28 protein-coding genes are annotated in these 26,631 nt (G+C 72.0%); 14 read left to right on the forward strand and 14 right to left on the reverse strand.

All coding sequences use genetic code 11. The annotated features are described in order from the left end of the window. Positions 1-3: 3 nt before the first annotated feature. Entirely contained in the window at positions 4-1,245 is a 1,242-nt protein-coding gene (locus MUN74_RS08050) for a ferrochelatase (protein ID WP_244855967.1), read from the reverse strand. Continuing rightward, a complete protein-coding gene (gene hemQ / locus MUN74_RS08055; protein ID WP_244855968.1) occupies positions 1,245-1,982 on the reverse strand; it encodes a hydrogen peroxide-dependent heme synthase in 738 nt (245 codons plus the stop codon). The genes MUN74_RS08050 and hemQ overlap by 1 nt, the downstream gene beginning before the upstream one ends. Positions 1,983-2,056: 74 nt before the next feature. On the opposite strand from hemQ, the gene MUN74_RS08060 reads away from it, so the two are divergent. After that, positions 2,057-2,521, forward strand: coding sequence for a pyrimidine dimer DNA glycosylase/endonuclease V (locus tag MUN74_RS08060; RefSeq protein ID WP_244855969.1), 465 nt, complete (start codon positions 2,057-2,059; stop codon positions 2,519-2,521). On the opposite strand, the gene MUN74_RS08065 is transcribed toward MUN74_RS08060, so the two are convergent. Next, a complete protein-coding gene (locus MUN74_RS08065) occupies positions 2,512-3,111 on the reverse strand; it encodes a MarR family winged helix-turn-helix transcriptional regulator (protein ID WP_244855970.1) in 600 nt (199 codons plus the stop codon). The two genes, MUN74_RS08060 and MUN74_RS08065, sit on opposite strands and share 10 nt — an antisense overlap. 90 nt (positions 3,112-3,201) lie before the next feature. Here MUN74_RS08065 and idi point away from each other — a divergent pair, with 90 nt between their 5' ends. The 7 genes from idi to MUN74_RS08100 are packed head-to-tail and all read left to right on the forward strand — an operon-like array spanning position 3,202 to position 8,900. Further along, a complete protein-coding gene (gene idi, locus MUN74_RS08070) occupies positions 3,202-3,762 on the forward strand; it encodes an isopentenyl-diphosphate Delta-isomerase (RefSeq protein ID WP_244855971.1) in 561 nt (186 codons plus the stop codon). Next, positions 3,759-4,841, forward strand: coding sequence for a polyprenyl synthetase family protein (locus MUN74_RS08075; protein ID WP_244855972.1), 1,083 nt, complete (start codon positions 3,759-3,761; stop codon positions 4,839-4,841). Before idi ends, MUN74_RS08075 begins: the two co-directional genes overlap by 4 nt. Further along, on the forward strand, positions 4,838-5,782 hold the full coding sequence (locus tag MUN74_RS08080; RefSeq protein ID WP_244855973.1) for a phytoene/squalene synthase family protein: 945 nt from the start codon (positions 4,838-4,840) through the stop codon (positions 5,780-5,782). Before MUN74_RS08075 ends, MUN74_RS08080 begins: the two co-directional genes overlap by 4 nt. Next, complete coding sequence (crtI, locus tag MUN74_RS08085) at positions 5,779-7,350, forward strand: phytoene desaturase family protein (protein ID WP_244855974.1); 1,572 nt, start codon at positions 5,779-5,781, stop codon at positions 7,348-7,350. Before MUN74_RS08080 ends, crtI begins: the two co-directional genes overlap by 4 nt. Next, on the forward strand, positions 7,347-7,721 hold the full coding sequence (locus MUN74_RS08090; protein WP_244855975.1) for a lycopene cyclase domain-containing protein: 375 nt from the start codon (positions 7,347-7,349) through the stop codon (positions 7,719-7,721). The genes crtI and MUN74_RS08090 overlap by 4 nt, the downstream gene beginning before the upstream one ends. Beyond that, on the forward strand, positions 7,718-8,023 hold the full coding sequence (locus MUN74_RS08095) for a lycopene cyclase domain-containing protein (RefSeq protein WP_244855976.1): 306 nt from the start codon (positions 7,718-7,720) through the stop codon (positions 8,021-8,023). Before MUN74_RS08090 ends, MUN74_RS08095 begins: the two co-directional genes overlap by 4 nt. After that, a complete protein-coding gene (locus MUN74_RS08100; RefSeq protein WP_244855977.1) occupies positions 8,013-8,900 on the forward strand; it encodes a prenyltransferase in 888 nt (295 codons plus the stop codon). Before MUN74_RS08095 ends, MUN74_RS08100 begins: the two co-directional genes overlap by 11 nt. Here MUN74_RS08100 and MUN74_RS08105 read toward each other — a convergent pair. From MUN74_RS08105 to MUN74_RS08120, 4 genes are read right to left on the reverse strand one after another with little or no spacing between them, the layout of a single operon-like run. Then, on the reverse strand, positions 8,890-9,663 hold the full coding sequence (locus MUN74_RS08105; RefSeq protein ID WP_244855978.1) for a GntR family transcriptional regulator: 774 nt from the start codon (positions 9,661-9,663) through the stop codon (positions 8,890-8,892). The two genes, MUN74_RS08100 and MUN74_RS08105, sit on opposite strands and share 11 nt — an antisense overlap. A gap of 26 nt (positions 9,664-9,689) precedes the next feature. Beyond that, positions 9,690-9,998, reverse strand: a complete 309-nt coding sequence (locus MUN74_RS08110) for a hypothetical protein (protein WP_244855979.1) — start codon at positions 9,996-9,998, stop codon at positions 9,690-9,692. Next, positions 9,982-10,389 (reverse strand): phage holin family protein, encoded by a 408-nt coding sequence (locus MUN74_RS08115; RefSeq protein ID WP_244855980.1) that lies wholly within the window; start codon positions 10,387-10,389, stop codon positions 9,982-9,984. The genes MUN74_RS08110 and MUN74_RS08115 overlap by 17 nt, the downstream gene beginning before the upstream one ends. A 34-nt stretch (positions 10,390-10,423) precedes the next feature. Then, positions 10,424-10,888, reverse strand: coding sequence for a hypothetical protein (locus MUN74_RS08120; RefSeq protein ID WP_244855981.1), 465 nt, complete (start codon positions 10,886-10,888; stop codon positions 10,424-10,426). 159 nt (positions 10,889-11,047) lie between these two features. On the opposite strand from MUN74_RS08120, the gene MUN74_RS08125 reads away from it, so the two are divergent. After that, positions 11,048-11,608, forward strand: a complete 561-nt coding sequence (locus MUN74_RS08125; RefSeq protein ID WP_244855982.1) for a GNAT family N-acetyltransferase — start codon at positions 11,048-11,050, stop codon at positions 11,606-11,608. A 6-nt stretch (positions 11,609-11,614) separates the two neighbouring features. Here the strand turns inward: MUN74_RS08125 and MUN74_RS08130 are convergent, their stop codons facing one another. The 4 genes from MUN74_RS08130 to MUN74_RS08145 form a co-directional block, all read right to left on the reverse strand. Then, positions 11,615-13,153: a protoporphyrinogen/coproporphyrinogen oxidase gene (locus MUN74_RS08130; RefSeq protein ID WP_370647364.1), complete on the reverse strand. Its 1,539-nt coding sequence runs from the start codon at positions 13,151-13,153 to the stop codon at positions 11,615-11,617. After that, positions 13,150-14,313, reverse strand: a complete 1,164-nt coding sequence (gene hemE / locus MUN74_RS08135; RefSeq protein ID WP_370647365.1) for a uroporphyrinogen decarboxylase — start codon at positions 14,311-14,313, stop codon at positions 13,150-13,152. The genes MUN74_RS08130 and hemE overlap by 4 nt, the downstream gene beginning before the upstream one ends. A 114-nt stretch (positions 14,314-14,427) precedes the next feature. Then, positions 14,428-14,697, reverse strand: a complete 270-nt coding sequence (locus tag MUN74_RS08140; RefSeq protein ID WP_244855984.1) for a hypothetical protein — start codon at positions 14,695-14,697, stop codon at positions 14,428-14,430. A 58-nt stretch (positions 14,698-14,755) separates the two neighbouring features. Beyond that, a complete protein-coding gene (locus tag MUN74_RS08145) occupies positions 14,756-15,427 on the reverse strand; it encodes a hypothetical protein (protein WP_244855985.1) in 672 nt (223 codons plus the stop codon). A gap of 285 nt (positions 15,428-15,712) precedes the next feature. On the opposite strand from MUN74_RS08145, the gene MUN74_RS08150 reads away from it, so the two are divergent. Both MUN74_RS08150 and MUN74_RS08155 read left to right on the forward strand, forming a co-directional pair. Beyond that, positions 15,713-16,435 carry a hypothetical protein gene (locus tag MUN74_RS08150; RefSeq protein ID WP_244855986.1) on the forward strand — a complete coding sequence of 241 codons (723 nt, stop codon included), beginning with the start codon at positions 15,713-15,715 and terminating at the stop codon, positions 16,433-16,435. 109 nt (positions 16,436-16,544) lie between these two features. After that, entirely contained in the window at positions 16,545-17,963 is a 1,419-nt protein-coding gene (locus MUN74_RS08155; RefSeq protein WP_244855987.1) for a glutamyl-tRNA reductase, read from the forward strand. Positions 17,964-17,986: 23 nt separating this feature from the next. On the opposite strand, the gene MUN74_RS08160 is transcribed toward MUN74_RS08155, so the two are convergent. Continuing rightward, complete coding sequence (locus tag MUN74_RS08160; RefSeq protein WP_244855988.1) at positions 17,987-19,075, reverse strand: GbsR/MarR family transcriptional regulator; 1,089 nt, start codon at positions 19,073-19,075, stop codon at positions 17,987-17,989. Between MUN74_RS08160 and MUN74_RS08165 the strand changes: the two genes are divergently transcribed. The 3 genes from MUN74_RS08165 (at position 19,070) to MUN74_RS08175 (ending at position 21,461) form a co-directional block, all read left to right on the forward strand. Continuing rightward, positions 19,070-19,327 (forward strand): hypothetical protein, encoded by a 258-nt coding sequence (locus MUN74_RS08165; protein ID WP_244855989.1) that lies wholly within the window; start codon positions 19,070-19,072, stop codon positions 19,325-19,327. The two genes, MUN74_RS08160 and MUN74_RS08165, sit on opposite strands and share 6 nt — an antisense overlap. A 9-nt stretch (positions 19,328-19,336) precedes the next feature. After that, entirely contained in the window at positions 19,337-20,710 is a 1,374-nt protein-coding gene (locus tag MUN74_RS08170) for a serine hydrolase domain-containing protein (protein WP_244855990.1), read from the forward strand. 97 nt (positions 20,711-20,807) lie between these two features. Then, complete coding sequence (locus MUN74_RS08175) at positions 20,808-21,461, forward strand: GNAT family N-acetyltransferase (protein ID WP_244855991.1); 654 nt, start codon at positions 20,808-20,810, stop codon at positions 21,459-21,461. Between the two features lie 64 nt (positions 21,462-21,525). On the opposite strand, the gene MUN74_RS08180 is transcribed toward MUN74_RS08175, so the two are convergent. Both MUN74_RS08180 and MUN74_RS08185 read right to left on the reverse strand, forming a co-directional pair. Beyond that, positions 21,526-22,161, reverse strand: a complete 636-nt coding sequence (locus MUN74_RS08180) for a hypothetical protein (protein ID WP_244855992.1) — start codon at positions 22,159-22,161, stop codon at positions 21,526-21,528. Positions 22,162-22,261: 100 nt separating this feature from the next. Beyond that, positions 22,262-26,629: an endo-alpha-N-acetylgalactosaminidase family protein gene (locus tag MUN74_RS08185; RefSeq protein ID WP_244855993.1), complete on the reverse strand. Its 4,368-nt coding sequence runs from the start codon at positions 26,627-26,629 to the stop codon at positions 22,262-22,264. Positions 26,630-26,631 lie beyond the last annotated feature (2 nt).

A 26,631-nucleotide genomic window follows, 5' to 3' on the forward strand; every position in this document is an offset into this window, starting at 1 on the left:
CGCTCACGGCGCGATCCCGGCCAGCGCCGGGCGGAAGCCGAGGCGCACGTTCTCGCAGCAGCCCGGCCGGCAGACGTCGTACCAGGGCCCGAGGTCGGTCATGGCGGGCCGCTCGGCGACCGGAGTGCCGTTCACGCGCTCGAGCACGAGATCGACGAGACCCGCGACGTACGCCGGGTGCGTGCCGGGCGTGGGCACGCGCACCGCGACCAGCCCGTGCTCCTCGGCGGTCTCGAGGGCCTCGTTGTCGAGGTCCCAGAGCACCTCCATGTGGTCGCTCACGAAGCCGAGCGGCACGATCACGACCGCCTTGCGACCTGCCGCCGGCAGCTCGGCGATGGCGTCGTTGATGTCGGGCTCGAGCCACGGCATCGAGGGCGGGCCGCTCCGCGACTGGTACACGAGCTGCCAGGGCACGTCGGATGCCCCCGCTTCGCGCATGACGACCTCGGCGACCGCGCGGTGCTGGGCCGCGTAGGCGCCGCCCTCGCCGAACCCGCGCTCAGCGGGCCCCGACTTGGCGGCGTCGGTCGACGGGATCGAGTGCGTGGCGAAGAGCACCTCGAGCTCGGTGACGGGATCGAGCCCGGGGGTCGTGGCCACGAGCCCGGCGATGCCGTCGCGCACGCCCTCGATGAAGGGGGCGACGAACCCGGGGTGATCGAAGAACTGGCGCACCTTGTCGATCTGGATCGCGTGCTCGCCCTCGCCCGTGCCCGTGTCGGCGAGCGCGTCGGCGAAGTCCTCGCGGTACTGGCGGCAGCTCGAGTACGAGCTGTAGGCGCTCGTCGCGATCGCGATGAGCTTGGTGAACCCGGCCGCCTTCGCCTCGTCGAGCGCGTCGTTGAGGTACGGGTCCCAGTTGCGGTTGCCCCAGAGCACGGGCAGGTCGACGCCGCGCGACGCGAGCTCGCGCTCGAGCGCGGCCTTGAGCTGCCGGTTCTGCTCGTTGATGGGGCTGATGCCGCCGAAGTGGCGGTAGTGGTGGGCGACCTCTTCGAGGCGCTCGTCGGGGATGCCGCGTCCGCTGGTGACGTTGCGGAGGAACGGGATGACGTCGTCCTGGCCTTCGGGCCCGCCGAAGCCGGCGAGCAGGATCGCGTCGTAGGCGACCGGTTCGGTCACGTGGGGTGCGCCGCCCTGGGCGGCCGGCGTCGCGCCAGGAACGACCGCGCCTGCGACGCACGGGGCCGATGCCGCGGGCGCGGGCTTGCGGCCGCGCCCACCGAGGTTCACGGCGGCCATTACTGCAGCACCTCCACGAGTTCGGCGGTCGAGATGCGTCGACCGGTGTAGAAGGGCACCTCTTCGCGCACGTGCATGCGGGCGTCGGTGGCGCGGAGCTCGCGCATCATGTCGACGAGCTCGGTGAGTTCGTCGGACTCGATCGGCAGCAGCCACTCGTAGTCGCCGAGGGCGAACGCGGCGACCGTGTTCGCGATCGCGCCGCGGAACGAGGCGCCCTTGCGGCCGTGCTCGGCGAGCATGCGGCTGCGCTCGGCGGGGTCGAGCAGGTACCAGTCGTAGCTGCGCACGAAGGGGTAGACCGTGAGCCAACCCTTCGGCTCGAGGCCGCGGAGGAACCCGGGCACGTGCGCCTTGTTGAACTCGGCGTCGCGGTGCACGCCCATGGCGTTCCACGTCGGCAGCAGCGCCTTGAGCAGGCGCGCACGGCGGAGCTCGCGGAGCGCCCACTGCAGCCCCTCGGCGGTCGGGCCGTGCAGCCACAGCATGACGTCGGCGTCGGCGCGCAGGCCGGAGACGTCGTAGATGCCGCGGAGCGTCACGCCCTCGTTCTCGATCAGCGAGATCACGCCGTCGAGCTCGGACACGACGCGGGGGACGTCGTGGCCGTCGAAGTCGTCGGGACGAGCGGGATCGCGGCGGAGCACGGCGAAGACCGTGTACCCCTCGAGCGTCTGCGCTGCGTCGGAATCGGAATGGAACGCGTCGGCTGCCGCTTCGGCAGCGGGGGAAGACATGATTCCAGTCTCCCCCTTTCGGGGCGAACGGCCAAAAGCAGCGACCCTCCCGCCTCGCGCATAGGCTGCCTGCCATGCGGATCTGGTCGTTGCACCCCCGATACCTCGACCGGCAGGGCCTCACGGCCTGCTGGCGGGAGGCCCTGCTCGCGCAGGCGGTGCTCGAGGGTGCGACTCGCGGCTACACGCGCCATCCGCAGCTCGAGCGCTTCCGCGAGTCGGGCCGGCCGCTCGAGGCGATCGGCGACTACCTGGCCGTGGTGGCAGCGGAGGCGGCATCCCGCGGATATCGATTCGACGACGCGAAGGTGCACCGCCGCGGGGCGACCGCGCCGATCGAGGTGACGACCGGTCAGCTCGACCTGGAGTGGCGGCACCTGCGGGCGAAGCTCGCCGCGCGGAGCCCCGAGGTCGCCGAACGCTGGTCGGCGGTCGTGCTCCCCGAACAGCATCCGCTGTTCGCGGTGGTCGACGGGCCGGCCGCATCATGGGAGCGCGCCATGCTTCCGCCGGGAGGCGCGACCGACGCTCAGGACTGAGGCGGGCCGGCCGGACCTTCGGCCGCAGCGTCGTCGACGTCATCGTCATCGACCTCGGTCGCGCTGAGCGCGTCGAGGAAGCGGATCACGGTCTCCCGCTCGGCCGATGTGAGTGCCGCTGCCACCGCGAATCGCCGGGCGTGCAGCCGGCCGACCGACTCGCGCGCCGCGGCCCGGGTCGTGTCGGTCACCGAGATGGCGAGCGCACGCCGGTCGGTGGGGTGCGGTGCGCGCACGATGTGGCCGCCGTGCTCGAGGCGGTCGAGGAGCTTCGTGGTCGAGGCGCTCGAGATGCCGAGATAGGCGCTGATGGCTCCGGGTGTCGCGATCTCGCCCTGGTTGCGGGCGGCGACGAGGTACCGGATGGCGCGCATGTCGGTCTCGTTGAGCTTCATGTAGCGCCGAGACGCCTCGCTCATGCGGCGCTGGGTCTCGTGCCATCCGCGCAGGCTCTGCATCACCCGCACGATCTGATCGACCTCGGAATCGTCGAGTCGGGACCGGTCGACGAGGTGCCCCTCACGATCGGAGATGCGGGGGTCGTGCATGCCCCGCGCGACCTCCCGCCACGCGGCTGACTCATCTGCCATGTCGTGATTCTAGCCAACTCGGCATATAGTTCGCTAAGCTAGCTTCTTGCCAAGGCAGATAGAAGATGCCGACCGAACGAGGGAGTCGTCATGACCGTGACCCTGATCGAAGAGGTCGTGCTGCTCGACGCCGACGACCGCCCCATCGGGCGAGCACCGAAGGCGAGCGTGCACGGAGCCGCCACCGCCCGCCACCTCGCCTTCTCGTGCCACGTGTTCGACGACGCGGGTCGCCTGCTCGTCACCCGCCGAGCGCTCGCGAAGCAGGCGTGGCCCGGAGTCTGGACCAACTCGTTCTGCGGGCACCCGGCACCGGCCGAGACGCTCATCCATGCGATCCGCCGCCGCGGAGAGTTCGAACTCGGGCTCGAACTCGACGACCTCGAGCCGGTGCTGCCGTTCTTCCACTACCGAGCCGTCGACGCCTCGGGCATCGTCGAGAACGAGCTCTGCCCCGTCTACACCGCCCGCACCCGGTCGACGCCCGAGCCGCACCCGAACGAGGTCATGGAGATCGCCTGGGTCGAGCCCGAACGCCTCGCGGCCGCGATCGACGGGGCACCCTGGGCGTTCAGCCCCTGGCTCGTGCTGCAGGCCCGACTGCTGCCGTTCCTCTCCGGTTCCTCCGAGCCGCGGGTGCTCGCCTCATGATCGGCGCGGTCCTCGAGCGGCCCACCCGGCTGGGCACCGCCGACGTCGAGGCGTTCATCGACGCGTTCTTCACCGAGCGTGCGACGCGGGCGTCATCGTGCGGCGACGACTACCTGCGGCTCTGGGATGCCGCGCGCTCGAGCTCGACGGGCGGCAAGCGCCTGCGACCCGAGCTCGTGCTCGCCGCGCATGCCGCCTACGCGGAGCGCGGCGCCGCGACCCAGCGCGGCGACGCCGCGGCGGTGCAGCTCGCCGCCGCGTTCGAGCTCCTGCACACTGCCTTCCTCATGCACGACGACGTGATCGACCACGATCTCGAGCGGCGGGGCGCGCCGAACGTGACGGCCCGCTTCATGCGCGAGGCGCTCGCCCGCGGCGTCGGCGAGCCCCGCTCGCGCGAGTACGGCGAAGCGGCCGCGATCCTCGCCGGCGACCTGCTCATCAGCTCGGCGCACCGCATCGTCGCGGGGCTCGACGCCGCGACGGAGGTGCGCACCGCCCTCCTCGACGTGCTCGACGAGTGCGTGCTGCTGACCGCGGCCGGCGAGCTCGCCGACGTTCGCCAGTCCACCGCGTCGCCGGGCCCGCACGAGATCGTGGCGATGATCGAGCAGAAGACCGCGGCCTACTCGTTCAGCGGGCCGCTGCGGGCGGGCGCGCTCCTCGGCGGCGCACCGGCACCGTCGGTGGCGAGCCTGGGCGAGGTCGGGCGTCACCTGGGGGTCGCGTTCCAGTTGCGCGACGACGTGCTCGGCGTGTTCGGCAGCGCATCGCTCACGGGCAAGACGGTCACCGGCGACCTGCGCGAGGGCAAGCAGACCCTGCTGGTCGCGTTCGCGCGCGAGCACCACGGCTGGGGAGCGGTCGCCGGAGACTTCGGCCGCCCCGACCTCGACGAGGAGGCCGCGGCCCGCCTGCGCACGGCGATCATCGCGAGCGGCGCTCTCGATCGGGTCGAGACGATGATCGGCGAACGCTGCGCCGAGGCCGTCGCCGCGATCGAGGCGGGCGGCTTCCCCGAGACGCTCCGCGACGAGCTCGTCGCGACCGCCGGGCGCTGCGTGGAGCGCGTGCGATGACGACGACCGGCCTGGCCCTCTACCACCGCACCGCCCGCCTCGGTTCGGCGCGGGTGATCACCGAGTACTCGACCTCGTTCGGCCTTGCGAGCCGCCTCTGCTCGCGACCGGTGCGCACCCACGTCGCCGCCGTCTACGCGCTCGTGCGCATCGCCGACGAGATCGTCGACGGACCCGCCGAGGAGGCCGGGCTCGACCGGGGCGAGCGCCTCGCGATGCTCGACGCGCTCGAGGCCGAGACCGAGCGTGCGATGCGGTGCGGATACAGCGCGAACCTCGTGGTCGACGCGTTCGCGCAGACGGCGCGCGCCACCGGCTTCGGCGCGGAGCTGACCCGCCCGTTCTTCGCCTCGATGCGCCGCGACCTCGACCCGATCGACTTCGACGAGGCCGAGCTCGACGCCTACGTCTACGGGTCGGCCGAGGTCGTCGGCCTCATGTGCCTGCGCGCGTTCAGCGAGGGCCTGCCCGCCGACGCGGCCCGCGACGCACGGTGGCAGCGCGGTGCGCGACACCTCGGCGCCGCCTTCCAGAAGGTGAACTTCCTGCGCGACCTCGCCGACGACTTCGGCGAGCGCGGTCGCCGCTACCTGCCGGGGGTCGACCCCGCCCACCTCACCGACGCGCAGCAGGAGCGGGTGCTCGACGACATCGATCGCGACCTCGCGATCGCGGGCGAGGTGATCCCCGAGCTCCCGGCGGGGTGCCGACGCGCGGTCGCGGCGGCGCACGCGCTCTTCGCCGAGCTCTCGGCCCGACTCCGGCGCACGCCTGCCGAGCAGCTCGTGCGCGAGCGGGTGAGCGTCCCCGCCGCGAGGAAGCTCGCGCTGCTCGTGCGTGCGGTCGCGTCCCCGGGGCGCGGGATGCCGCGGCCGAACGCGCACGCCGACGCGCACGCCGACGCGAGCGCCGTCGCAGTCGCCCGGGAGGCGCGCCCGTGAGCCGCGTCGCCGTGATCGGCGCGGGCATCGCGGGGCTCGCCACCGCCGCGCTCCTCGCGCGCGACGGTCACGACGTGACCGTGTACGAGGCGCGCGACGAGATCGGCGGTCGCGCCGGACGATGGGAGGCCGAGGGCTTCCGCTTCGACACCGGGCCGTCGTGGTACCTCATGCCCGAGGTCTTCGAGCACTTCTTCCGGCTCATGGGCACGACCACCGAGGAGCAGCTCGAGCTCGTGCGGCTCGCGCCCGGGTACCGGGTGTTCTTCGAGCACGAGCCCGCGCCGCTCGACCTCCACGCCGACCGCGACCGCGCAGCGGAGGTCTTCGAATCGATCGAGCCCGGTGCCGGCGACGAGCTCGAGCGGTACCTCGACTCCGCCGCCGAGACCGCACGCCTCGCCGTCGATCACTTCCTCTACGACGACTTCTCCTCCCCGTCGTCGCTCGTCTCGCGCCCCGTGCTGCGCCACGCCGGCCGCCTGACGCGGCTGCTCGCCGAGCCGCTCGACCGTCGCATCGCCCGGCGGTTCCGCGATCCGCGGTTGCGGCAGATCCTGGGCTACCCGGCCGTCTTCCTCGGCACCTCGCCGTCGGCGGCGCCGAGCCTGTACCACCTGATGAGCCACTTCGACCTCGACGACGGCGTGTACTACCCGCAGGGCGGGTTCTCGGGCCTGATCGATCGGGTCGCGGCCCTCGCCGAGCAGGCCGGCGCCCGGGTGGTGACCGGCGCACGGGTCACCGGCATCGTCGTCGAGGACGGCTCGGCACGAGGCATCCGCATCGCCGACCCGGCCGGCGGCGAGCGCGTCGCGGCCGCCGACCTCGTCGTCTCGACCGCCGACCTCCACCACACCGAGAACGACCTGCTCGCACCCGAGCACCGCACCCGGTCGGCGGCGTCGTGGCGACGGGCCGACCCCGGGCCCGGCGCCGTGCTCGTGATGCTCGGCGTGCGCGGGCGGTTGCCGCAGCTCCTCCACCACAACCTCCTGTTCACCGCCGACTGGCACGAGAACTTCGCGCGCATCTTCGGCCCCGCCCCATCGGTGCCCGACCCGGCGTCGCTCTACGTCTGCATGCCGAGCGCGACCGATGCCGCGGTCGCCCCCGCGGGCGACGAGAACCTGTTCGTGCTCGTGCCCGTGCCCGCCGACCCCGCGCTCGGCCGAGGCGGCGTCGACGGCGCGGGCGACGAGACCGTCGAGCGGATCGCCGACGCCGCGATCGCCCAGCTCGGCGCCTGGGCGGGCATCGACGACCTGGCCGAGCGCGTCGTGGTGCGGCGCACCGTCGGCCCGGGCGACTTCGCCGTCGACCTCAACTCGTGGCGGGGTTCGGCGCTCGGCCCGGCCCACGTGCTGCGGCAGAGCGCGTTCCTGCGCGGTCGCACGGTGTCGAAACGGGTGCGCGGGCTGTTCTTCGCCGGCGCCACGACCGTCCCCGGCATCGGACTGCCGATGTGCCTCATCAGTGCCGAGCTCGTGGCGAAGGCGGTACGCGGCGCACGCGGCGCGGGGCGGCTGCCCGAGCCCGCACCGCAGGGCGGGATGGTGCCGGCATGAGCTTCGCCTACCTCGCCGTGCTCGGCGCGAGCATCGCCTGCATGGTGCTCGTCGACGTGCGGTTGCGCCTCGTCTTCGCCGTGCCGGGCGGCGCGCGGCGGGCGGCGGTGCTCGTCGCCACCGGGGTTGCGTTCTTCCTCCTGTGGGACCTCGCGGGCATCGCACTCGGGATCTTCCATCGTGCTGAGAACCCTGTGAGCACCGGCCTGCTGCTCGCCCCCGAGCTGCCGGTCGAGGAGATCGTGTTCCTCGCGTTCCTGACGTACCTCACGCTCGTGGTCTACGCAGCGATGCGTCGCATCGCGTCGGCGCGGGCGCACACGGCGTCGGTGCAGGAGCACCTCGCCGCCACGAGGGAGGACGGCCGGTGACCTACCTCCTGCTCTCCGCGGTCTTCATGACCGTGGCGGTCGTCGTCGCCCTCATCGGGGCGCGGCGTGCACCCCGGTGGCACTGGGGCGCGGTGGGCGCGACCGCCGGCATCCTCGTCGTGCTGACCGTCGTCTTCGACTCGATCATGATCGCGGCCGGGCTCTTCGACTACGGCGCGGCGCACATCTGGGGCGTGCGCATCTGGCTCGCCCCGGTCGAGGACCTCGCCTACCCGATCGCCGGGGTCCTGCTGCTCAGCGGGCTCTGGAACCTCCTCGGAGGGCCGCGTCGTGAGCACTGACGTACGCCGACGCGGCGCGATCGGCGACCTGATCACGGCGTCGCGGCCGCTGAGCTGGGTGAACACCGCATACCCGTTCGCGGCCGCGTACCTGCTCACCACCCGCGAGATCGACGCAGCCCTCATCGTGGGCACGCTCTTCTTCCTCGTGCCGTACAACCTCGCGATGTACGGCATCAACGACGTCTTCGACTACGCCTCGGATGCCGCGAACCCGCGCAAGGGCGGGGCCGAGGGCGCACTCCTCGTGCCTGCCCGCCACCGGCTGACGATCGTCGCTGCGATCGTCGCCTGCCTGCCGTTCGTCGCCGTGCTCGTGCTCCTCGGGTCTCCGGCGGCGTCGGCCGTGCTCGCCGTCTGCCTCTTCGCGGTCGCGGCGTACTCGGTGCCGGGGCTCCGTTTCAAGGAGGTGCCGGGCCTCGACTCGATCACCTCGAGCGTGCACTTCGTCGGGCCGGCCGTCTACGGGCTCGTGCTGGCCGGGGCGTCGTTCACGCCGCCGCTCATCGCCCTGCTGCTCGCCTTCCTCGCGTGGGGCGTCGCAAGCCACGCCTTCGGCGCCGTGCAAGACGTCGTGCCCGACCGCGCCGGGGGCATCGCCTCGATCGCCACCGCCATGGGCGCGCGCCGCACCGTGCGGTTCGCGATCGCGCTCTGGGCCGTCGCGGGAGCGCTCATGCTCGTGACCTCGTGGCCGGGCCCGCTCGCGGCGGTGCTCGTCGTGCCCTACATCGTCGCGGCGGCACCGTTCGTCGACGTCACCGACGCGAGCTCGGGCCGCGCGAACGCGGGGTGGAAGCGGTTCCTCGCGATCAACTACGCGGTCGGCTTCGCCGTGACGATGCTGCTGATCTGGTACGCGGCGATCACGGGGTGACGTCGGTGGCGGTGTCGCCGACGGTATCGGCAGCAGCGTCGGCCTCGGCCTCGGCTTCGGCCTCGCCGAGCAACAGCTCGGTCGAGTGCACGAGGTGCTCCCGCATCGCCTCGGGGCCGCGCACCTGCACCGCGTCGAGCAGCTCGCGATGCTCGACGATGATCGACTCGAGCGTGTAGTGCGGCCGCACGTGCAGCAGGAACAGCAGCAGCTCGCTGCCGAGCGCGTCGTGCGTCTCGATGATGCGCGGGCTGGCCGACGCGGCGACGATCGCCCGGTGGAAGTCGGCGTGGAGCCGCTCGACCTCCAGCCAGTCGACAGCAGGTTGCGGGGACGGCGAAGGGGACGCCTCGAGACCCACCTCGGTTTCGAGACGCTCGCTGCGCTCGCTCCTCAACCCGCGGAGCCGATCGAGTACCTCCTCGGCGGGCGCGAGCACCTCGGCCGGCCAGGTCTGGCCGTACCGCTCGGCGACGATGCGCACCGCTTCGCCCTCGAGCGCGGCGCGCAACTGCTGCAGCGCCCGGATCTCGTCGCCGTCGAAGCTCACGACACGCACGCCGCGGTAGGGCTCGGCCTCGGCGAGCCGCTCGGCCACGAGCCGCTGGAACGCGGAGCGCACCGTGTGCCGCGACACCCCGTGGCGCTCGGCCTGGGCCTCCTCGCGCAACGGCGATCCGAGGGCGATCGCCCCGCTCAGGATCTCGGAGCGGATCGCATCGGCCACCCGCTCGACGGCGGTGTCCGCGCTCGACGTCGACACCGAGGCATCCCCTCGCTTCGACCCGCTCAGTCGCCGAGCTTCGATCGCACGACGAGCCACACGAGCCCGCCGACCGCGGCGGCGACGCCGACGGCTGCCGCGATCGCGACGCCCGGCTGCTCGTCGTAGAACCGCTTGAGCGAGACCTTCGCGCGGTCGACGCGGATGCCGACCTGCTTCGGCACGTTGAGCTTGTCTTCGAGCGCGTCGAGGGTCTTGGCGAACTCGTCGCGAGCTTGGCGCGAGGCGACCCGGGCCTGCACGCGCGTGAGGTTGCGCTCGCGCTCGGCGTTCTCGCGCTTCGAGGGGCGGGGCGCGTCAGTAGCGGCGGTCATAGTCACCCGTTCCCTTCAGGGCGTCGAGGTCGGCCTTGAGGCTCTCGACCGATTCGAGGGGCTCGGACCCCCGCTGGAAGTTCACGATGCCGATCCACACGAGCACGGCGATGATCAGCACGAGCACGCCCGACACGACGAGCGCGGCCGCCCAGGCCGGCATCACGAGCGCGAGGGCGAAGATCGCCGCGGCGAGCAGGGTGAAGATCAGGAACGGCAGCACGATGAGCGCCACCACGAAGAACCCCGAACCGATGCCGAAGTGCTTGACCTTGTAGGTGACCTCGGCCTTGATCTGGTCGATCTCGGCACGCACGAGGTTCGAGATCGTGTCGGGCAGTTCGCCGATCAGCGTGAACAGCGAGCGGTCGTCGTTCGTCGGTGCGGCCATCGCGCGGTCGCCTCCCGTCTGTGGTGCCTGAATCCTATGAACCGGATGCCGCGGGCTTGGCGCCGCGCGACGTTGAGCGCTTCGGCGCAGGCTTCGCCTTCGCCGGCTTCGCCGCGTCTTCTGCGACCTCGGCGGCCGAGTCGATCGCGTCGCTCAGGGTATCGGCGACACCGTCGACGGCCGACTTCGCGGCCTTCGCCCCGTCGGAGACACCGCGCTTCGCCTTCGCGGCAGCGTCGGAGACGTCGCTCCTGGTGGCGCCCGATCCGCGCGTCGCGTTGCCGATGAACGACTTCACGCCGTCGAGCACCGAGTCGGAGAGGTCGCCTGCCTTCGCGGCGGCGAAACCCTTCACCTGGTCGACGCCCTGCTGCACGGCCGGCGTGTTCCACACGCCCTCGGCGGCGCGCTTGATCTGCTCGTAGCGCTCGCGTCCGGCGCGCGTGCCGAGCACGTAGCCGACACCGAGCCCCACGACGAAGAGGATCTTGCCCTTCATGTGCACCCCGTCTTCCCCCGCTGTTCAGCCACAGCGACCTTTCCAGCGTAGACCCCGAGCCGACCCGCGCAAGGGGGTTGCGACGAAATATTCCGTTTCGGCCATGCATTCCCCGGGCATCAGCGGGACCGTGTCGGCGCCCCCGCCTAGACTCCTCGGATGACCCGACGCACCGCCCGCCTGCTGCTCGACGAGACGGTCGAGGCCGACCTCGAGCCGCTGCACGAGATCTACGGCGACCCGCGCACATGGGAGCACCTGCCGTCGGGGCGGCACGCCTCGATCGACGACACGCAGGCGGTGCTCGACCGCTGGCTCGCCGACTGGCGCGATGCCGGGTTCGGCGCCTGGACGGTGCGCACACTCGCCGATCCGGCGACGGTCATCGGTCACGGCGGGTGCGCGATCCGCGGCGCCACGACGCCCACGGGCTCGTTCTGGAACCTCGGGTACCGCTTCCGGCCCGAAGCGCACGGGCACGGCTACGCCACCGAGCTCTCGCTGACCGCGATCGACGAGGCCCGCGCGCGCCGGCCCGAGCTGCCCGTCGTCGCCTACCTGCTCGAGCACAACCTCGCGTCGGCGCGCGTCGCCGAGAAGGTCGGCCTCGAGCTGCGGCATCGGGCGCCCGACGCCGGCAACCCCGACCCCGCGGCGATCAGGCTCGTCTACGCCGACCGCGCGCTCACCGATGCGCAGCTCGCGGCGACGCTCGCCTGAACGGCGTCAGCCCTGCTCGCGTCGTTGCACGGCGCGGTGGCGGACGCGGGCGGCCGCTTCGCGAGCGTGCGGCACGACCGAGGCCAGGCCGGTGCCCGCGACCCACGATCCGGTGACCTCGATGCCCGGCTCGGCGGCGATCGCCTCCTCGAGCGCGTGCACGCGGTCGCGCTGGCCGATCGCGGCGTGCGACACCGCGTCGCGCCACTCGGTGCGACCCGAGGCCCGCAGCATCGAGGCGTCGAGCGGCACCCCGAGCAGTCGTGAGGCGTCGGCGAGCGCGAGCGCCGCGACCGCCTCGTCGGTGAGCCCGTCGAGCGGGTTCGGCTGTCCGGCACGGCCGTACGAGAGTCGCACGACGTGCCGGCCGGCAGCCTGCTCGGCGAGCCACGTCCACTTCGCCGTCGAGTGGGTGAGCGCCTTCGCCGCCACTCCGGCGGTGTCGGCCGCGACGAGCACGCCCGTCCCGCGCGGTGCGGCATCGAGTGCGGGCGCGTCGAGCACGAGCGTCACGAGCTCGACCGAGGCGGCCTGCGGCCAGTCGGCGGTCGACTCCCAGCCCTCGACCGCCTCGTCGAGGAGGCGCAGCGAGGAGTGCGCGGGGGCCGCGAGCACGACCTCGGGCGCGATGAGATCGAGCTCCTCCCGTGCCGGCGGGGTCGGCGACGACGGAGCAGCATCCGCATCGAGGCCCTCGCCACCCGCGGGGTCGACGCCGGGCACCGTCGCACGCACCCGCCAACCGGCGTCGCCGACCCGCTCGAGCGCCGTCGCGTCGGCGTCCGTCAGCACCGTCACGTCGAACCGTGCGAGCTCGCGCACGAGCGCGTCGACGAGGGTGTGCATGCCGCCGCGGAGGCCCCGCACCGCGCCGCCCGCCTTGCGCTGCTCGACGAGTTGGCCCACGCCGCCCGAGAGCGAGCCCATGCGGGTCATCGCCTCGTTGAGGCCCGGCGCCACGACGTCGAGGTCGAGCAGGTTCGGATCGGCCGAGTAGACGCCCGCCGAGATCGGCGTCACGAGCTTGTCGAGCACCGCGTCGCCCATGCGCGAGCGCACGAGCTGTCCGAGGCTGTGGGCGCGGCCGATGCGCATGATCGGCATGAGCCGGTCGGCATACGCGCGCACTGCGCCGCTCCAGCCGATGATGCGACGCACGTCGTCGCCGAGGGGGTTCGCGGGAATGCCGAGCACGCCGGTCTTCGGCAGCGGCGCGGCGTCGAGCGCGTCGTTCACGGCACTCCCCCATACGAGCCAGGCACCCGCCCGGTTCGGGTCGACGACCTCGTCGTCGAGCTTCAGCGAGGTGACCAGCTCGGCGACCGTGTCGCCCCGGGTCGCGAACGACTCGGCACCCGAGTCGAGGGTGAGCCCGTCGAGCTCGATGCGGCCGACGCATCCGCCGAGCGCGTCGCGCCGCTCGAGCAGCGTGACCCGCAGGCCGATCTTGGCGCACTCGAGGGCCGCGACCATACCCGCGACGCCGCCGCCGATGACGACCACGTCGGTCGTCTCGACGGTGATGTGCGGAGCCTCGTCGGTCACGCCGCGCCCGCCTCGTGCACGAGCTCGACGACGCGCGTGAGCACGGTCGGGTCGGTCTCCGGCGGAACGCCGTGGCCGAGGTTGAACACGTGCGCGGGGGCGACGCGGCCCTTCTCGAGCACGTCGCGCACCGCGGCCTCGAGCACGGGCCAGGGCGCGGCGAGCAGGGCCGGGTCGAGGTTGCCCTGCAGCGGCACACCGGCACCGATGCGCTCGGCGGCGACGTCGAGCGGCACCCGGTAGTCGACGCCGACGACGTCGACCCCGACCTCCTTCATGGCGCCGAGCAGTTCGCCCGTGCCGACGCCGAAGTGCACGACGGGCACGGGGCGTGCGGGCTGCGCCTGCCCCGAGGCATCCGTGGTCGCGTACTCGAGGTCGTGCACGAAGCTCAGCGCGCGCGCCGAGGCGGGTGCCACGTGGGTCTCGTAGTCGGCGAGCGAGAGCGCACCGGCCCACGAGTCGAAGAGCTGCGCGGCCGAGGCGCCGGCGACGATCTGGGTGCGCAGGAATCGACCCGTGAGCTCGGCCGTCCACTCCATGAGCGCGCGCCACGCACCGGGGTCGGCGTGCATGAGGGTGCGGGCGGCAAGGTGGTCCTTCGAGGGGCCGCCCTCGGCGAGGTAGGCCGCGAGCGTGAACGGGGCGCCGGCGAAGCCGATGAGCGGGGTGCCGGCGTCGCCCGAGCCGCCCGACGGCGCGGTCGTGTTCAGCTCGGCGATCGTCAGCGCGACGGCCTCGGCGATCGGGCCCGAGGCCTGGTCGAGCGACGCGGGGTCGATGGCGGTGAGCTCGGCGACGGCCGCGGCATCCGCATAGCCCCTCGAGAAGACGGGGCCGCGCCCCGGCTGGATCTCGACGTCGACGCCGACGAGCTTCAGCGGCACGACGATGTCGCTGAAGAAGATGCCCGCGTCGACGCCGTGACGGCGCACGGGCTGCAGCGTGATCTCGCTCGCCATCGCCGGGTCGAGGCACGCGTCGAGCATGCGCGTGCCGACGCGCAGCTCCCGGTACTCGGGCAGCGAGCGACCCGCCTGGCGCATGAACCAGACGGGCGTCGTGTCGGCGCGCTCGCCCCGGTAGGCGCGCACGAGGCGCGAGTCGCTGGTCAGGCCGGCAGAGAGGGGATGCTGCGGGGAGAGGATCACGCCCGACATTGTCTCGCACGGGGCTGGGAGGGTGGAGCCGGATGCCGACGGGATCGACGCCCATCGGAGTCACGATGTCTCCGATTCAGGAGAAGTACTTGGCGCGCACCGCTTCGAAAATCGCTACCACATCCCGAGGAAGACGATTCGGTGCTTCGTCGCCCTCATCTCGGCGAGGGGAACCCACTTTGCCTGTGGATCACGGATCACGAGGCGCAGGAGTCCTCGCTGAACGAAGGCGATCAGGTTGAGGTCGAACCACCCGAGACAGGCTCCGAGGGAAGCGTTCGTCATCGGGCCGAGCACCATCCACGAGAGAACTCCGGCCGGCACCATGACCCAGAGCAGGATCCCTCGGATGACCAGCAGAAGGAGCTGCGCGACCTCACTCATGCGAGCGCTGGTCCGACGATCGGCACGACCGCGACCGCGTCGTAGTACAGAAAGCGAATCATGGGCTTCGCACTCCCCCATCCGCGGCGCGGTCGTCGACTTCTGCCGCGCGTGAGATTTCGTCGAGCGCGGCGATGTACTCGGCGGCCCGTGCAACGTGCACACCCAGCCAGTGCCTCCACTCCATGACGACGATCGATGTCCGGAGGTCGCTGTCGAGGGTCAGGTCGATTGCGCGCTCGGTCGACATCTTCAGGCGAGCAACCCCGGGGGCGACGTCCTTCACCTGGCTGAGTTCGATCGAGCAAGCTTCGGCGGGGTGCTGCAGGTCCTCCCAGAAACCGACTCGACCGTCGTCCAACGTGACCGCCATGTAGGGCGGCGGGTAGGGCCGCTCCGACAGCGCGAACGTCTCGTCGACGGCGTCGAGGAACGCGACGAGCTCCTTCGTTCTCCGAACGAGCAGGGGGCGCGGCGCTCCGGCTCGCTCGACGGCGTCGACCAGTCGGCGCGCGCGCCATTCGTCTCGGACGACCCGCACGGGCACGAGGAGCACAACACCCGCCAGCCCGATCGCACACGCAGTCAGGACAAGAGGGATTCCGTCGCCGGAAGGCGAACGCAACAACATCAGGATCTGCGACACGGCGAGCACAAGGAACGGCACGGTCCAAGCCCAGCGATGACGCACCCTGGGCGGGAGGTGACCATCACCGCTGAGATTGCCCATGCACCGAAACTAGTGGCCTGACGTCGTGCTGATGAGACGTCGACGCCACCGATTCTCTCCGCCGTCGCACTGAACGTGGAGTCAGGGAAGGGAACCTCACCTCGCCCTTCCGCTCGCGACTCGCGCCACGCTAAGGTCGGAGTCGTTGTGCGCCACCCACGCGCGACGACGCGCCGCCCGACGGCGCGCCTCCGCCCCCACGGAGATTCGCATGTCCCGAACGATGACGTCCACCCGTACCGTCGCGCAGCTTCGCCGCGCCATCGACCTCGCACGAGGCATCCGATGAACGAAGCCGCACCCCATCGCACCAAGCTCACCGTGCTCGTCGCACTGTTCGCGGCACTCGTCGTCGCCGGGCTCGTCGTGGGCGCGGCCCGTGTCGAGGAGGTCGTGCCCCGACTGCCGACCGTGCCCGGTGGCAGGGCGACCCTGGCTGTGATCGCCGTTGCGGCACTCGTGTGCGCGATCCTGATCCTCGTCCGGCTGGCCCGGGCCGGCCGGTGCCGTGCGCGACGCCGGGCGCTCGAGGCCAGCGTGCGCGGCCAGGTGAGCTGCGGCATCCGCACCAGCATGCTCGTCAGCGCACTCAACGAGGTGCGCGTCGACGAGCCGCACGCGATCCGTCTCGCGGCCCGCTACTCGATGGTGGCCGACGAGCTCGGCGTCGCCTTCTGGAACGGCGGCCACCGACCGCGTCGCGCGGTGTTCTTCCCCTGGCGGGAGGTGCGTAACATCCGCGCCGACTCGATGGTCATCGGCGGCACGCTCGTCTCCGTGCTCGTGCTGCGGGTGCGCCGCGGCGGCACCAGTGCCGAGCTGCCGATCGTGTTCAGCGCTCCGCGCGTCGGCGCGTACGCACTCGGCGACGCGCCCTTCTACGCGCTCGTGCGCAGCTGGAAGGCGCTGCACCGCGAAGCGCTCAAGGCCGAGGGCATCGAGCCGCCGCCCGTCACCGGGGCGATTCCGGTGATCAGGCCGGGGATGGCGTACGCGGGGGCTCGGTAGGGGTCTCGATACGCTTCGCTACTCGACCACCGGGGCGCGCGCTACTCGACCACCGGGGGCTGTTGCGCCCCGAGTCATCCTCGCTTTCGACGGCGGGTAGAATCGTCGGGTGCTCATCTGCCTGACCGCGAGCCACAAGAACGCCGCATTCGACACCCTCGAACGGCTTTCGGCGCACGCGGAATCCGCCGCGCCGCGCATCCTCGACCGTCATGACTCGCTCCAGGGCGCGGTCGTCGTCGCGACCTGCAACCGCTTCGAGGCCTACCTCGACCTCGACACCGCCGAGGGCGACTCGCCCGTTCCCGCCGTGCACGAGGCGATCCGCGCGGTGGGCGACGCCGCCGGCCTCGAGCCCGACGAGCTGCGCTCGACGTTCGGCTTCGTGCACGGCAACGCCGTCGCCGGCCACCTCTTCTCCGTCGCATCCGGTCTCGAATCGGTCGTCGTCGGCGAGGGCGAGATCGCTGGCCAGGTGCGCCGATCGCTCGAGCGCGCCCGTGCCGAGGGCACCACGACTCCCGAGCTCGAGCGCCTCTTCCAGCGCGCCTCGCAGACCTCGCGCCGGGTGAAGAACGAGACGGGCATCGGCGGCGCCGGCCGCTCGCTCGTGCGCCTCGCGCTCGAACTCGCGTCGAGCCGCGTCACTGACTGGTCGGCCGCGCGCGTGCTGCTCGTCGGCACCGGCCAGTACGCCGGCGCGACGCTCGCGGCGCTGCGCGACCGCGGCGCGAACGACGTGCGCGTCTACTCCCCCTCGGGCCGGGCCGCGAAGTTCGCCCGCAACCACGACATCACCGCCGTCTCCCACGCGGGCTACGCGATCGCCGCGGCGGCCGCCGACGTCATCATCACCTGCACGACCGCCGAGCACCACGTCGTCGACCGGGTGCTGCTCGAGGGCGGGCGCGCGACGCTCGCCTCCTCCCACTCGGCCCTCGCCGCCCCTGCGGCGGGCTCCGGGGTGGCCGGCTCAGCGACGACCGAACCGGATGCCTCGGCCACTGCGCCCTCCGACGCCGGCGTGCTCGCCGAGTTCCGTGCCTGGTGCCCCGTGCCCGAAGCCGCACTGGGCGCCCGCCAGCTCGTGATCGACCTCGGCATGCCGCGCAACGTCGCGACCGACGTCGTCGACGTCGACGGGGTCGAGCTGCTCGACCTCGAGACGATCCGCCGCCACGCGCCGCTCGAAGAGCTCGGCGCCTCCGACGACGCCCGCGTGCTCATCGAACGTGCGGCCCGCAACTTCGGCGCGGTCGGCGAAGAGCTCGACCTGGCCCCCTCGGTCGTCGCGCTCCGCGCGCACGTGCAGGGAGTGCTCGAGGCCGAGATCACCCGCGCCCGGTCGCGCGGCACGGGCGACGAGGCCGCCGACGAGCGCGTCGAGGCCGCACTTCGGCACATGGCCGGCGTGCTGCTGCACACGCCCATGGTGCGCTCGCGCGAGTACGCCCGAGCGGGCGACCAGCGCGCGTGGATCGACGGCCTCGAGGCCGTGTTCGGCGTGCGCGCCGACGAGGCGCACTAGGCACGGCACCGCGGACCGACGGGTCAGTCGCGCGATTCGCCGACCGACGCACGTCGTACTGCGTCGCGCTGGTCGGCGGACAGCCGGTCCTGGCGCGGCTCGAGCCGGTAGCCGACATGATCTTCGGTCAGGGTGAAGGGGTCGCCGAGGGCGGGCTGTTCGCGGAGCCGGCCGATCGCATCGTCGAGGCGGTGCTGCGGCCATCCGAGCACAGTGCCGAGCTGTTGCGCGGTCATCGGCTGTCGGGCGTGGCCGAGGGCGGCGACCGCGGTCATGGCGTCGTCGATGCCGGGGTCGGCGAGGCCGCTGCCGCGGAGCTGCCGGGTGAGGTCGCCGAAGAACGTGGCCATCCGGGAGAGGTGGATGCCCGCAGGCGTTCCCGCGCCGAAGAGCACGACCCCGCGCTGTGCCGCGTCGGCGACGGCGGCGTGCGCGCTGGAGTCGGTCCTGACGGCCCGCGTCCAGATGTCGTCGCCGATCGAATACCGCTCCCTGCGGCTGCGAGGATCGGGTCGTCGTTCGACGAGTTCCATGCTCTCGAGGTAGCCGATGGCCTTCGACACGGACGCCGGACTCACGCGGAGCTCGGACACGAGTTCGACCGAGGTGCGACTGCCGGTCGGCGAGGTGATCAGGCCTGCGAACACACGTGAGGCCATGCGAGGCATCCCGGTGCCGGCGAGGAGCGCGGTGAGCTCGTCGACGAACTCGCGGGCAGGACCCGCGGACTCGCCTCGCGCGTCGTGAGTCGCACTCCTTCGGCCCCTGCGGCGGGTCGCCTGCTGCGCGCGGTCTGCCGCGTACCGACCGTGCCCGTTGCGGGCGACCTCGCGACTGATCGTCGAGGTCGGTCGCCCGATCCGTCGCGCGATCTCCGCGTACGACAGCCCGTCACCGATTCCGGCGGCGATGGCTCGGCGGTCGTCCATGGTCAGTCTGCCCCCGGCCACCCCGCCCCCTCCACTCAAGCTCGTCGCTCGCTGCACCGCCATTCGGTTGCGTTTACGAACATCTCCGCGCAACGATTCGTGTATTTCAAGGAGTTTACGTTGCCGATTTTTGAAACGCAACGTAGCGTTTCGTGAACTGAGAACAGGGAGGACATCATGCACGTCTTGGCGATCTCGACGGTGAGCGACAGCGACCGGTTCTGGGGCGGGTTGAAGAAGGCGTACGGCCGGCTGCCCGTCGGCGCGACGTGGGTGCTCGCGCTCGCGAGCTCGGACGGGACCCGGGCGGTGAACGTGATCCGGCACGACTCGATCGGCGCCGTGCGGGAGTTCCTCGACGGATACGCCGGCGCGGCGGCGGTGACGGAGTACCTCGAGGCCGATGCGGCGAACGCCGTCGGACTCGTCGCCTAGGCCGCGCACATGAACCGGCTGACCGACCTGGAGCCTCGCATCGCGCAGGTGCTCGCCGAGTATCAGACGCCAGGCGCCGCGGTCGGTATCGTGCACGACGGCGAGATCACCGAGCTCGCCTTCGGCGTGGAGGACGTCACCACCGGGCGACCGGTGACGACCGACACCGTCTTCCAGTGCGGGTCGCTGACGAAGTCATGGACGGCGCTGGCCTTCATGCAGCTCGTCGACGAGGGCGGGCTCGATCTGGATGAACCGGTGCGGCGCCTCCTTCCGCGGTTCGAGGTGGCCGACGCGAGGGCGAGCGCGCGGGTGACGCCGCGGCACCTCCTCGATCACACCAGCGGGATCGAGGAGGCGTACGGCGACCCCGGCGAAGGCGACGACGTCTACTCGCGCATGGTCGATGCGATCGTCGACGCCCCGCAGGTGAGCCCGCTCGGCGCTGTTCACGGCTACAGTGCCGCGCTCGGCTACGCCATCCTCGCCCGGATCATGGAGGTCGCCGACGACAAGCCGTGGCACCTGATCATGGCCGACCGTCTCTTCACCCCGATGGGGCTGCGCAGCACCGCCGCCCGCCCGGAGGACGTCGACCCGGACCGCGCCGCGCGGGGCCACCTCATCCGCTCGCTCGAGGAGGGGCCGTTCCCCACCCCGGTGGACCACCTCCCCCGCGCCTACGGACCCGGCGGCGCCATCACCTCCACCGCTCGTGAGGTGCTCGCCCTCGCCCACGTCTTCCTGCACGCTGGACTCGCGCCGAACGGGCGCCGCATCGTCTCGGCGGCGTCCATCACGGAGATGCTGACCTCGCGCGTGCCGATCCCCGATCCGTACACCCTCGGCCACGCGTGGGCACTCGGCATGGTCGTCAGCGATTGGCACGGCCGCACCGTGTACGGGCACGACGGCAGCACGATCGGGCAGAACGCCCGGATGCGGATCCTCCCCGACGACGACCTCGCGCTGGTCCTCCTCAGCAACGGCGATCCACGAGAGGGCCGCCACAGGCGCGTCTTCGACCTCATCCTCGAGCAGCTCGGCATGGCCGGGATCCCGCACCTGCCCGAGGCCGACCCGGCACTCGCCCTCGACCCCGCGCGCTACGTCGGGATCTACGAACGCCCCGGAACCCGCTTCGAGGTGACCGCCGCCGGCGGCGGCCTGCAACTGCACCACGACGTGGACCCGGTGCACGCCGCGATCATGGGCACGCCCGACCGCATCACCCACGACCTCCTCCCCATCGACGACACCCACTTCCTCATGGCGGCTGCAGGCCCGCTCGAAGAGACCCAGACGCTCGCACTCTTCGACTTCCGCGACGGTGCCGCCCGCTTCCTCCACACCAACGCACGCCTGCACCCACGGCGCGCGTAGCAGTCGACGCGGCGGGAGAACTCCGCAGGGGTCGGCGGCCCTCTCGCACGAGAGCCGCCACGACCCCTCGCATCGGGCGAAACGGTAGGTTCGCAGCATGAACGCGTCGACCGCTTCGGACACGCCTGCACTCGCCGTGCCGTTCGACATCGGCAGCGTCGAGGCCGATCCGCCGCAGACCGACCGCCTCATCCTGCGCCCGATCCGCGCCGACGACAGCGACGACATCTGGGAGTACCAGCGCCTGCCGGAGGTGCTGCGGTACATCCCCTGGCCCCGGCGCACGCGCGAGGAGGCGCACGACCACACCCTCAGACGCGCCGAGCGTCGGCGCCTCGCCGAGGATGGCGACGCCACGCACTTCGCCCTGGTGCTGCGCGGCGAACCCTCGGTCGGAGGCGGCGCCGAACCGGCGGCACCCGGTCGCGATCGCGTCATCGGGGATGTGATGATGCGCGTCACGAGCGTCGAGTGGGCGCAGATCGAGCTCGGCTGGGCACTGCACCCCGACTTCCAGGGGCGCGGTCTCGCCTACGAGGGCACCGCACGCGTGCTGCGCTTCACGTTCGAGACCCTCCGCGCCCACCGCGTGCACGCGAGCCTCGACGTGCGCAACACGGCGTCGGCCGCTCTCTGCGAGCGTCTGGGCATGCGTCACGAGGGCACGCTCCTGGAGGACGAGTACGACGACGGCTGGCAGGACAGCGCAATGTACGCCATCCTCCGCCGCGAGTGGGAGGGACGCGGCTGAACGGCCTCGGCCCCGCCGAGTTCCGCAAGCGGCACCGCCGCTGAGCCGACACCGTCGCCGACGACTACGCCTCGTCGTCGCGCCAGACGGCACGGGGCTCGGGCAGCGCATTGAGGTGCGCGGCGTCGAGCTCGAACCGGAGCTCGGGCACACCGAGGTCACTCCACTCGAGCACGAGCGTCGTCGGGGCAGCCAGCCCGTCGGGAGCCCAGATCCAGCCCGTGAACCCGCCGCGATACTCGCGCTCGTCGCCTCCGCCGCCCGAGTGGTTCGCGCAGAGCGTCGGCGGCTTCGGCGAGTACGGGTCCGAGCTCGAAGCTGCGGCTGCGTCCAGTGCGACTGCGTCGAACCCGATCGGGTAGACCGCGGCGCCGTCCGCGAGGAGCAGGCCGAGCTGGACGCCACCCGAGCCGGATGTCGGCGGCTCGTGCATTCGTCGCCTCAGCAGGTCGTCCCACTCGCGCCGGTCGAGCCCGTCGCGGCGCAGCATCCAGCCGAGCCGAACCTCGTACCCGTTCGAGAATCGACGCAGCTCCCGCAGCACGACCACGAGCCGCCGGTCGCGGTGCAGGATCTCGTCGAGGACCGTCCTTCCGGGCAGTTCGCCGGAGGGCGGCTGCCACCACGGCGGCATCGGCGGTGGCGCCTCGGGCTCGGGCGGGTGCGGCACGCGATCGAAGAATCCACCCTCGGAGTGCATGACGACAGGCTAGACGCACGAACACCCCCGCGGTGAGGATCGCGGGGGTGTTCGTGCCGGTGGCGCCGGGGCGGTCAACCGCCCGCCCCGGCGCGGCCCATCACTCGGTGCCGAAGAAGTCGAGCTCGCCGATGGCCGCCCAGGGCTGGCCGTTGTGCGAGCTGAGCGCGACGACCTTCACGTAGCGGCCCTCGGCCGGCTGCGCGAACATGACCGCCTGGGCACCGCCGGTCGCGGCGAGCGTGCCCGCGGCGACCGGGTCACCCCAGGCCTCGCCGTCGGCGCTCACGTACACCTCGAACTGCTTGATGCGGCCGTTGGGCTCGGTGCCCGGTCGCTGCTGGATCGAGATGCCCCGCAGTTCGTTCGCCTCGCCGAGGTCGACCGTGAGGTGGTGCGGGAAGGCGGGCGACCCGCCGAGCCACTGCGTGTGCCAGTAGGTCGCGGTGTCGCCGTCGATGGCGTTGGCGGCCGCGCCGTCCTCGCCCTCGATCTCCTCCGAGTCGACGTCGGCCACCGTCATGCCCTCCTTGGGCAGCGGGGTCGGCGCCGCCTGGCGGGTGCCCCAGACGTTGAGCTCGCCGGCGCCGGCGAAGGCCGCACCGTTGATCGCGTTGAGGCCCACGAGCTTCACGTAGCGGGCGCTCGTCGCGGGCAGTGCGAGGTGCTGCACGTCGGTCGTCGACGCGAACGCGCCCTGCTTCACCGGGGTGCCCCAGTTCACGCCGTCGCTCGAGAGGTAGAGCTCGTAGTCCTTGATCGACCCGTTGCCGCGGCGCACTTGGTAGTCGAACCCGTCGACGTTGTAGGTGTCGCCGAGGTCGAGCGCGATCCAGTGCGGGTAGGGCGTGTCGGGGTTCACCTGCGACCAGGCCGAGTGCCACATCGTCGCCGTGTTGCCGTCGATCGCCGCACCGGCGCTGCCGTCGCCGGTGCCCGGCTCGGCGTCGCTCACGCCCGCGATCGACAGGCGCGACTGCGGGATGAGGCCGGCGGGCAGGGTCGGCACGCTCGTGGATGCCTCGACCGTGCGCTCACCGCCCGTGACCGTGTACGCGGCCGACGCCGACACCGGGTAGCGCCCGGGCTCGAGGCCGGCCGGCGCGGTCACCCGCCAGGTGGTCTTGACCGTGGCGCCAGGCGCGACGGAGGCGAACTCGGCCGCGCTCGACGCCTTCGCCGTCCAGCCTTCGGGCACCTCGATCGAGGTCGACACCGCGGTCGCGGCCTCGGCCTCGTGGTTGGTGAACGAGGTCGTGAAGGCGTTGGCCTCGCCGGGCACGAGACCCGACGGCCCGACCACGTCGAGCTTGGCGCACGCGGCCGCCTCGGTGCTCTCGCCGAGGTCGACGATGCGCACGTCGTCGACGATGAGGTCGGCGCCGGTGCCGCCGACGGCGTTGCGACGCACCCCCACGTACGGGGTGCCGCATGTCGCGCCGTCGAACTCGTACGAGAACTCGGCCGTCGAGAGCTGCTCGCCGAAGGGCGTCGACGTGAGCTCGACGGGCTTCGAGGCATCGCCGGTCGACTGGTCGACCCCCGAGACGAACGAGTACGCCCCGGCGACACCACTCTGGTAGTCGAACGTCACCCGGTAGCGGTGCCCAGCTTCGAACGGAACGGTGTACTCCGACGTGCGGTACACGAGCCCGCGGTTCTCCTCGTGCGCCATGAGCGAGTAGTCGCCGCCGAGCACCATGTCGAACTTGCGACCGTTCCAGCCCTGTTGGGTGAAGGGCTCGTTGCGCTTGGCGATGTGGGTGCGCGGGTCGGTCGTGCCGCCGGCGTCGCCCTTGAAGAACGGGCCCCAGCCCTGGTCGACCTGCTCGAAGTCCTCGTCGACGAGGACCCGTTCACCGTCGCCGGCGGGGCCGGCCGTCGGGTCGTCGGTCGCGACGACGCGCACGTTGTCGACCCGCACCGTCGCGTCGCCGTCGGCGGCCGAGACCGTGAGCGTCGGACGCGCGCCGTCGGCGGGGACGGTGATGTAGGTGCGGACGCGCTGGAGGTTGGTGCCGCTCCACTCGTCGGCCGCGACCGCGTTGCGGATGGTTGAGCGCTCGACGGTCGTCGAGGAGCCCTCGCCACCCGGCACCTCGACCGAGATCGTGGTCTCGCGGGCGGCACCGTCGGCGATGCCGAGGTCGGCCGACACCGCGTACGTGCCGGGCTCGAGCTCGCCGAGTCGCTGGCTGATCGACGCAGCACCGGCACCGAGCACGGCCGCGCGCCGGCCCAGGTCGTCGCGTTCGACGCTCGCGGCGCCCGTCGCGTTCCAGCCCTCGAGGTCGGCGGCGTTGAAGCCGGGGTCGACGACCGGGGTGCCCTGGCCGAAGGAGACCTTCTTCGGCAGCGTCGTGGCGCCCGTCGCCTTCTTGCCGGGCACGAGCACGTAGGCCTGGCCGGCCTGGGCGTCGATGGTGACGGCGCCGCCCGTCACGGGCAGGTCGGCGACCTTCGTGCGGCCCTCGTCACCGAGCGCGAAGAGCTGCAGCGACGCGGCATCCGCGAAGCCGTCGGTGAGCTGCCAGGTGGTCTGGCCGCCCGCCGGGTTGAGGTGGTAGAGCTTGTCGGCGGTCTTGCCCGCCTTCGACGACCACGGCAGCAGGTAGGTACCGCCGCGCAGCACCTCGGTGCCGTCGACGGTGATGGTGCGGTCGGCGGCCGTCGTGCCGGTGACGCTCACGCCGTCCTCGAGGTCGATGCGCTCGGGAGTCCAGCGCATGATCTCGTGATGCTGCAGGAACTTCGCGGGCACGTTCGCCGTCCACACGTTCTCGAGGAACGCCGGGAAGTCGTTCTGCCCGGTCCAGCCCTCGAACTCGACGATGTGGCTCGTGCCGAGCTTGACGTCGGGGTTCCAGACGTCGGCCTCCGTGTTGTTGACGAAGCGCAGGATCTGCGAGTTCACGCCCTTGTTGGAGGAGCCGCCGTAGTTCTCGTCGTTCGCCCAGTGCGACCACGTGTTGTTCTCGGCGAGCTTGTCGGCCCACTCCGACCCGACGCGGAACCCGTGCTTCACGAGCGAGTCCTGCAGGGTCTGCGCGAGCCAGCCGTGCTCGTAGTAGACGTCGATGTATGCGAAGTCGAGGTTGTCGTCGGTCGCGTCGGCCAGTTCGCCGATGCGCTTGTCGAGCTCGCCCGAGACCCGGTCGTAGCGCTGATCGATGTAGTACGACTGGTCGAGCCAGTTCCAGCCCTTCGAGTTCTCGTTCGCGATCTCGTCGCTGAACGAGTTCGCCTCGGGGTAGATCTCGGTGGCGTTCATGTGCACGCCGAACGAGGCGTTCCACTTCTTGCCGGCCTTGACGGCCTCGTTGAGCTCGTCGAGTCCGCCGGCGCGTTCGTTGAAGTTGTCGCCGTAGTCGGTGTTCGCCGAGTCGTGACCCTCACTCGTGTAGCCCTTCAGCATCGCGACCTGACCGAGGCCGTCGGTGTTGAGCGCGATGCGCTTGACGTCGTCGAGCGTGCGCAGGAACGGGTGCGTCGCCTGCGAGGCGAAGTTGAACGGGATGTGCGTGATCACGTTCTCGGGAGTCTGGTCGCCCTTGTTCGGGGCGACGCGGATGCCGCGCATCGCGATCGCGCCGTCCTGCCAGTCGACGACGTCGTCGCCGTTGGCGTCGGGCGTGATCGCGACCTTGACCCACGGCAGCTCCTCGGTCGCGTCCGAACCCTGGGCGCGGTAGAGCCACGGGCCCGAGGCGATGCCGACCTCGACGCCGCCGTCGGCGGCGACGGCCTGGCGCCAGAAGTTGCCCGCATCCTTCTGCGAGGGCCCTGACGAGGTGTCGTAGAGGGCGTTCGTCGCGAACGCCGCGGCGAGCTCGCCGGTGTTGGCGATGATCGCGTTCGAGCCCTTCGGCGCGGCATCGAGGGGCGTCGACGCCGTCACGGGGATGAAGACGTCGCCCGAGGCCCCGCGGTCGACCGACAGGTTCGCCGCGGCGACTGCGGCTCCCGCCTCGCCCGACGAGACCGTGACGAGCCGGTGGTCGGGGATCTGCAGCGTCTTCACGACGCCATCGGGGTCGGTGATCTTCGTCACGCGGATCGTGACGACGTTGTGCTTCACCGAGAGCTGCGCCTCGATCGAGACACCGGCGAGCGCGGTCGGCGTGAGCACGTACAGCGCCTCGCCGTCGTCGAGGCGCGAGGCGACCTCGACGGGCTCGGCCTTGCCGTTGATCGTGATCGACGAGATCGTCGCGTCGTTGCCGTGCATCGTCGCGCCCGAGTCGCGGTCGGTGTACGCAACGACCTGCGGGAAGCCCGCCGACGCGGTCACCCGGAGGTCGCGGCTCTGCAGGGCGAACGTCTCGCCCGCGGCGGCGACCGCGAACCCGTCGGGCACGAGCGGTGCGGCGTGCACCGGCATCGCGCCGAGCGGGGCGATCACGCCGCCCGCGATGGCGCATCCCAGTCCGAGTCGCCAGAGGCGACCCGGGGGTCGTGATGAAGGCATCT

This window comes from Agromyces sp. H17E-10 (genome assembly GCF_022919715.1).
Taxonomy (GTDB): Bacteria; Actinomycetota; Actinomycetes; order Actinomycetales; family Microbacteriaceae; genus Agromyces.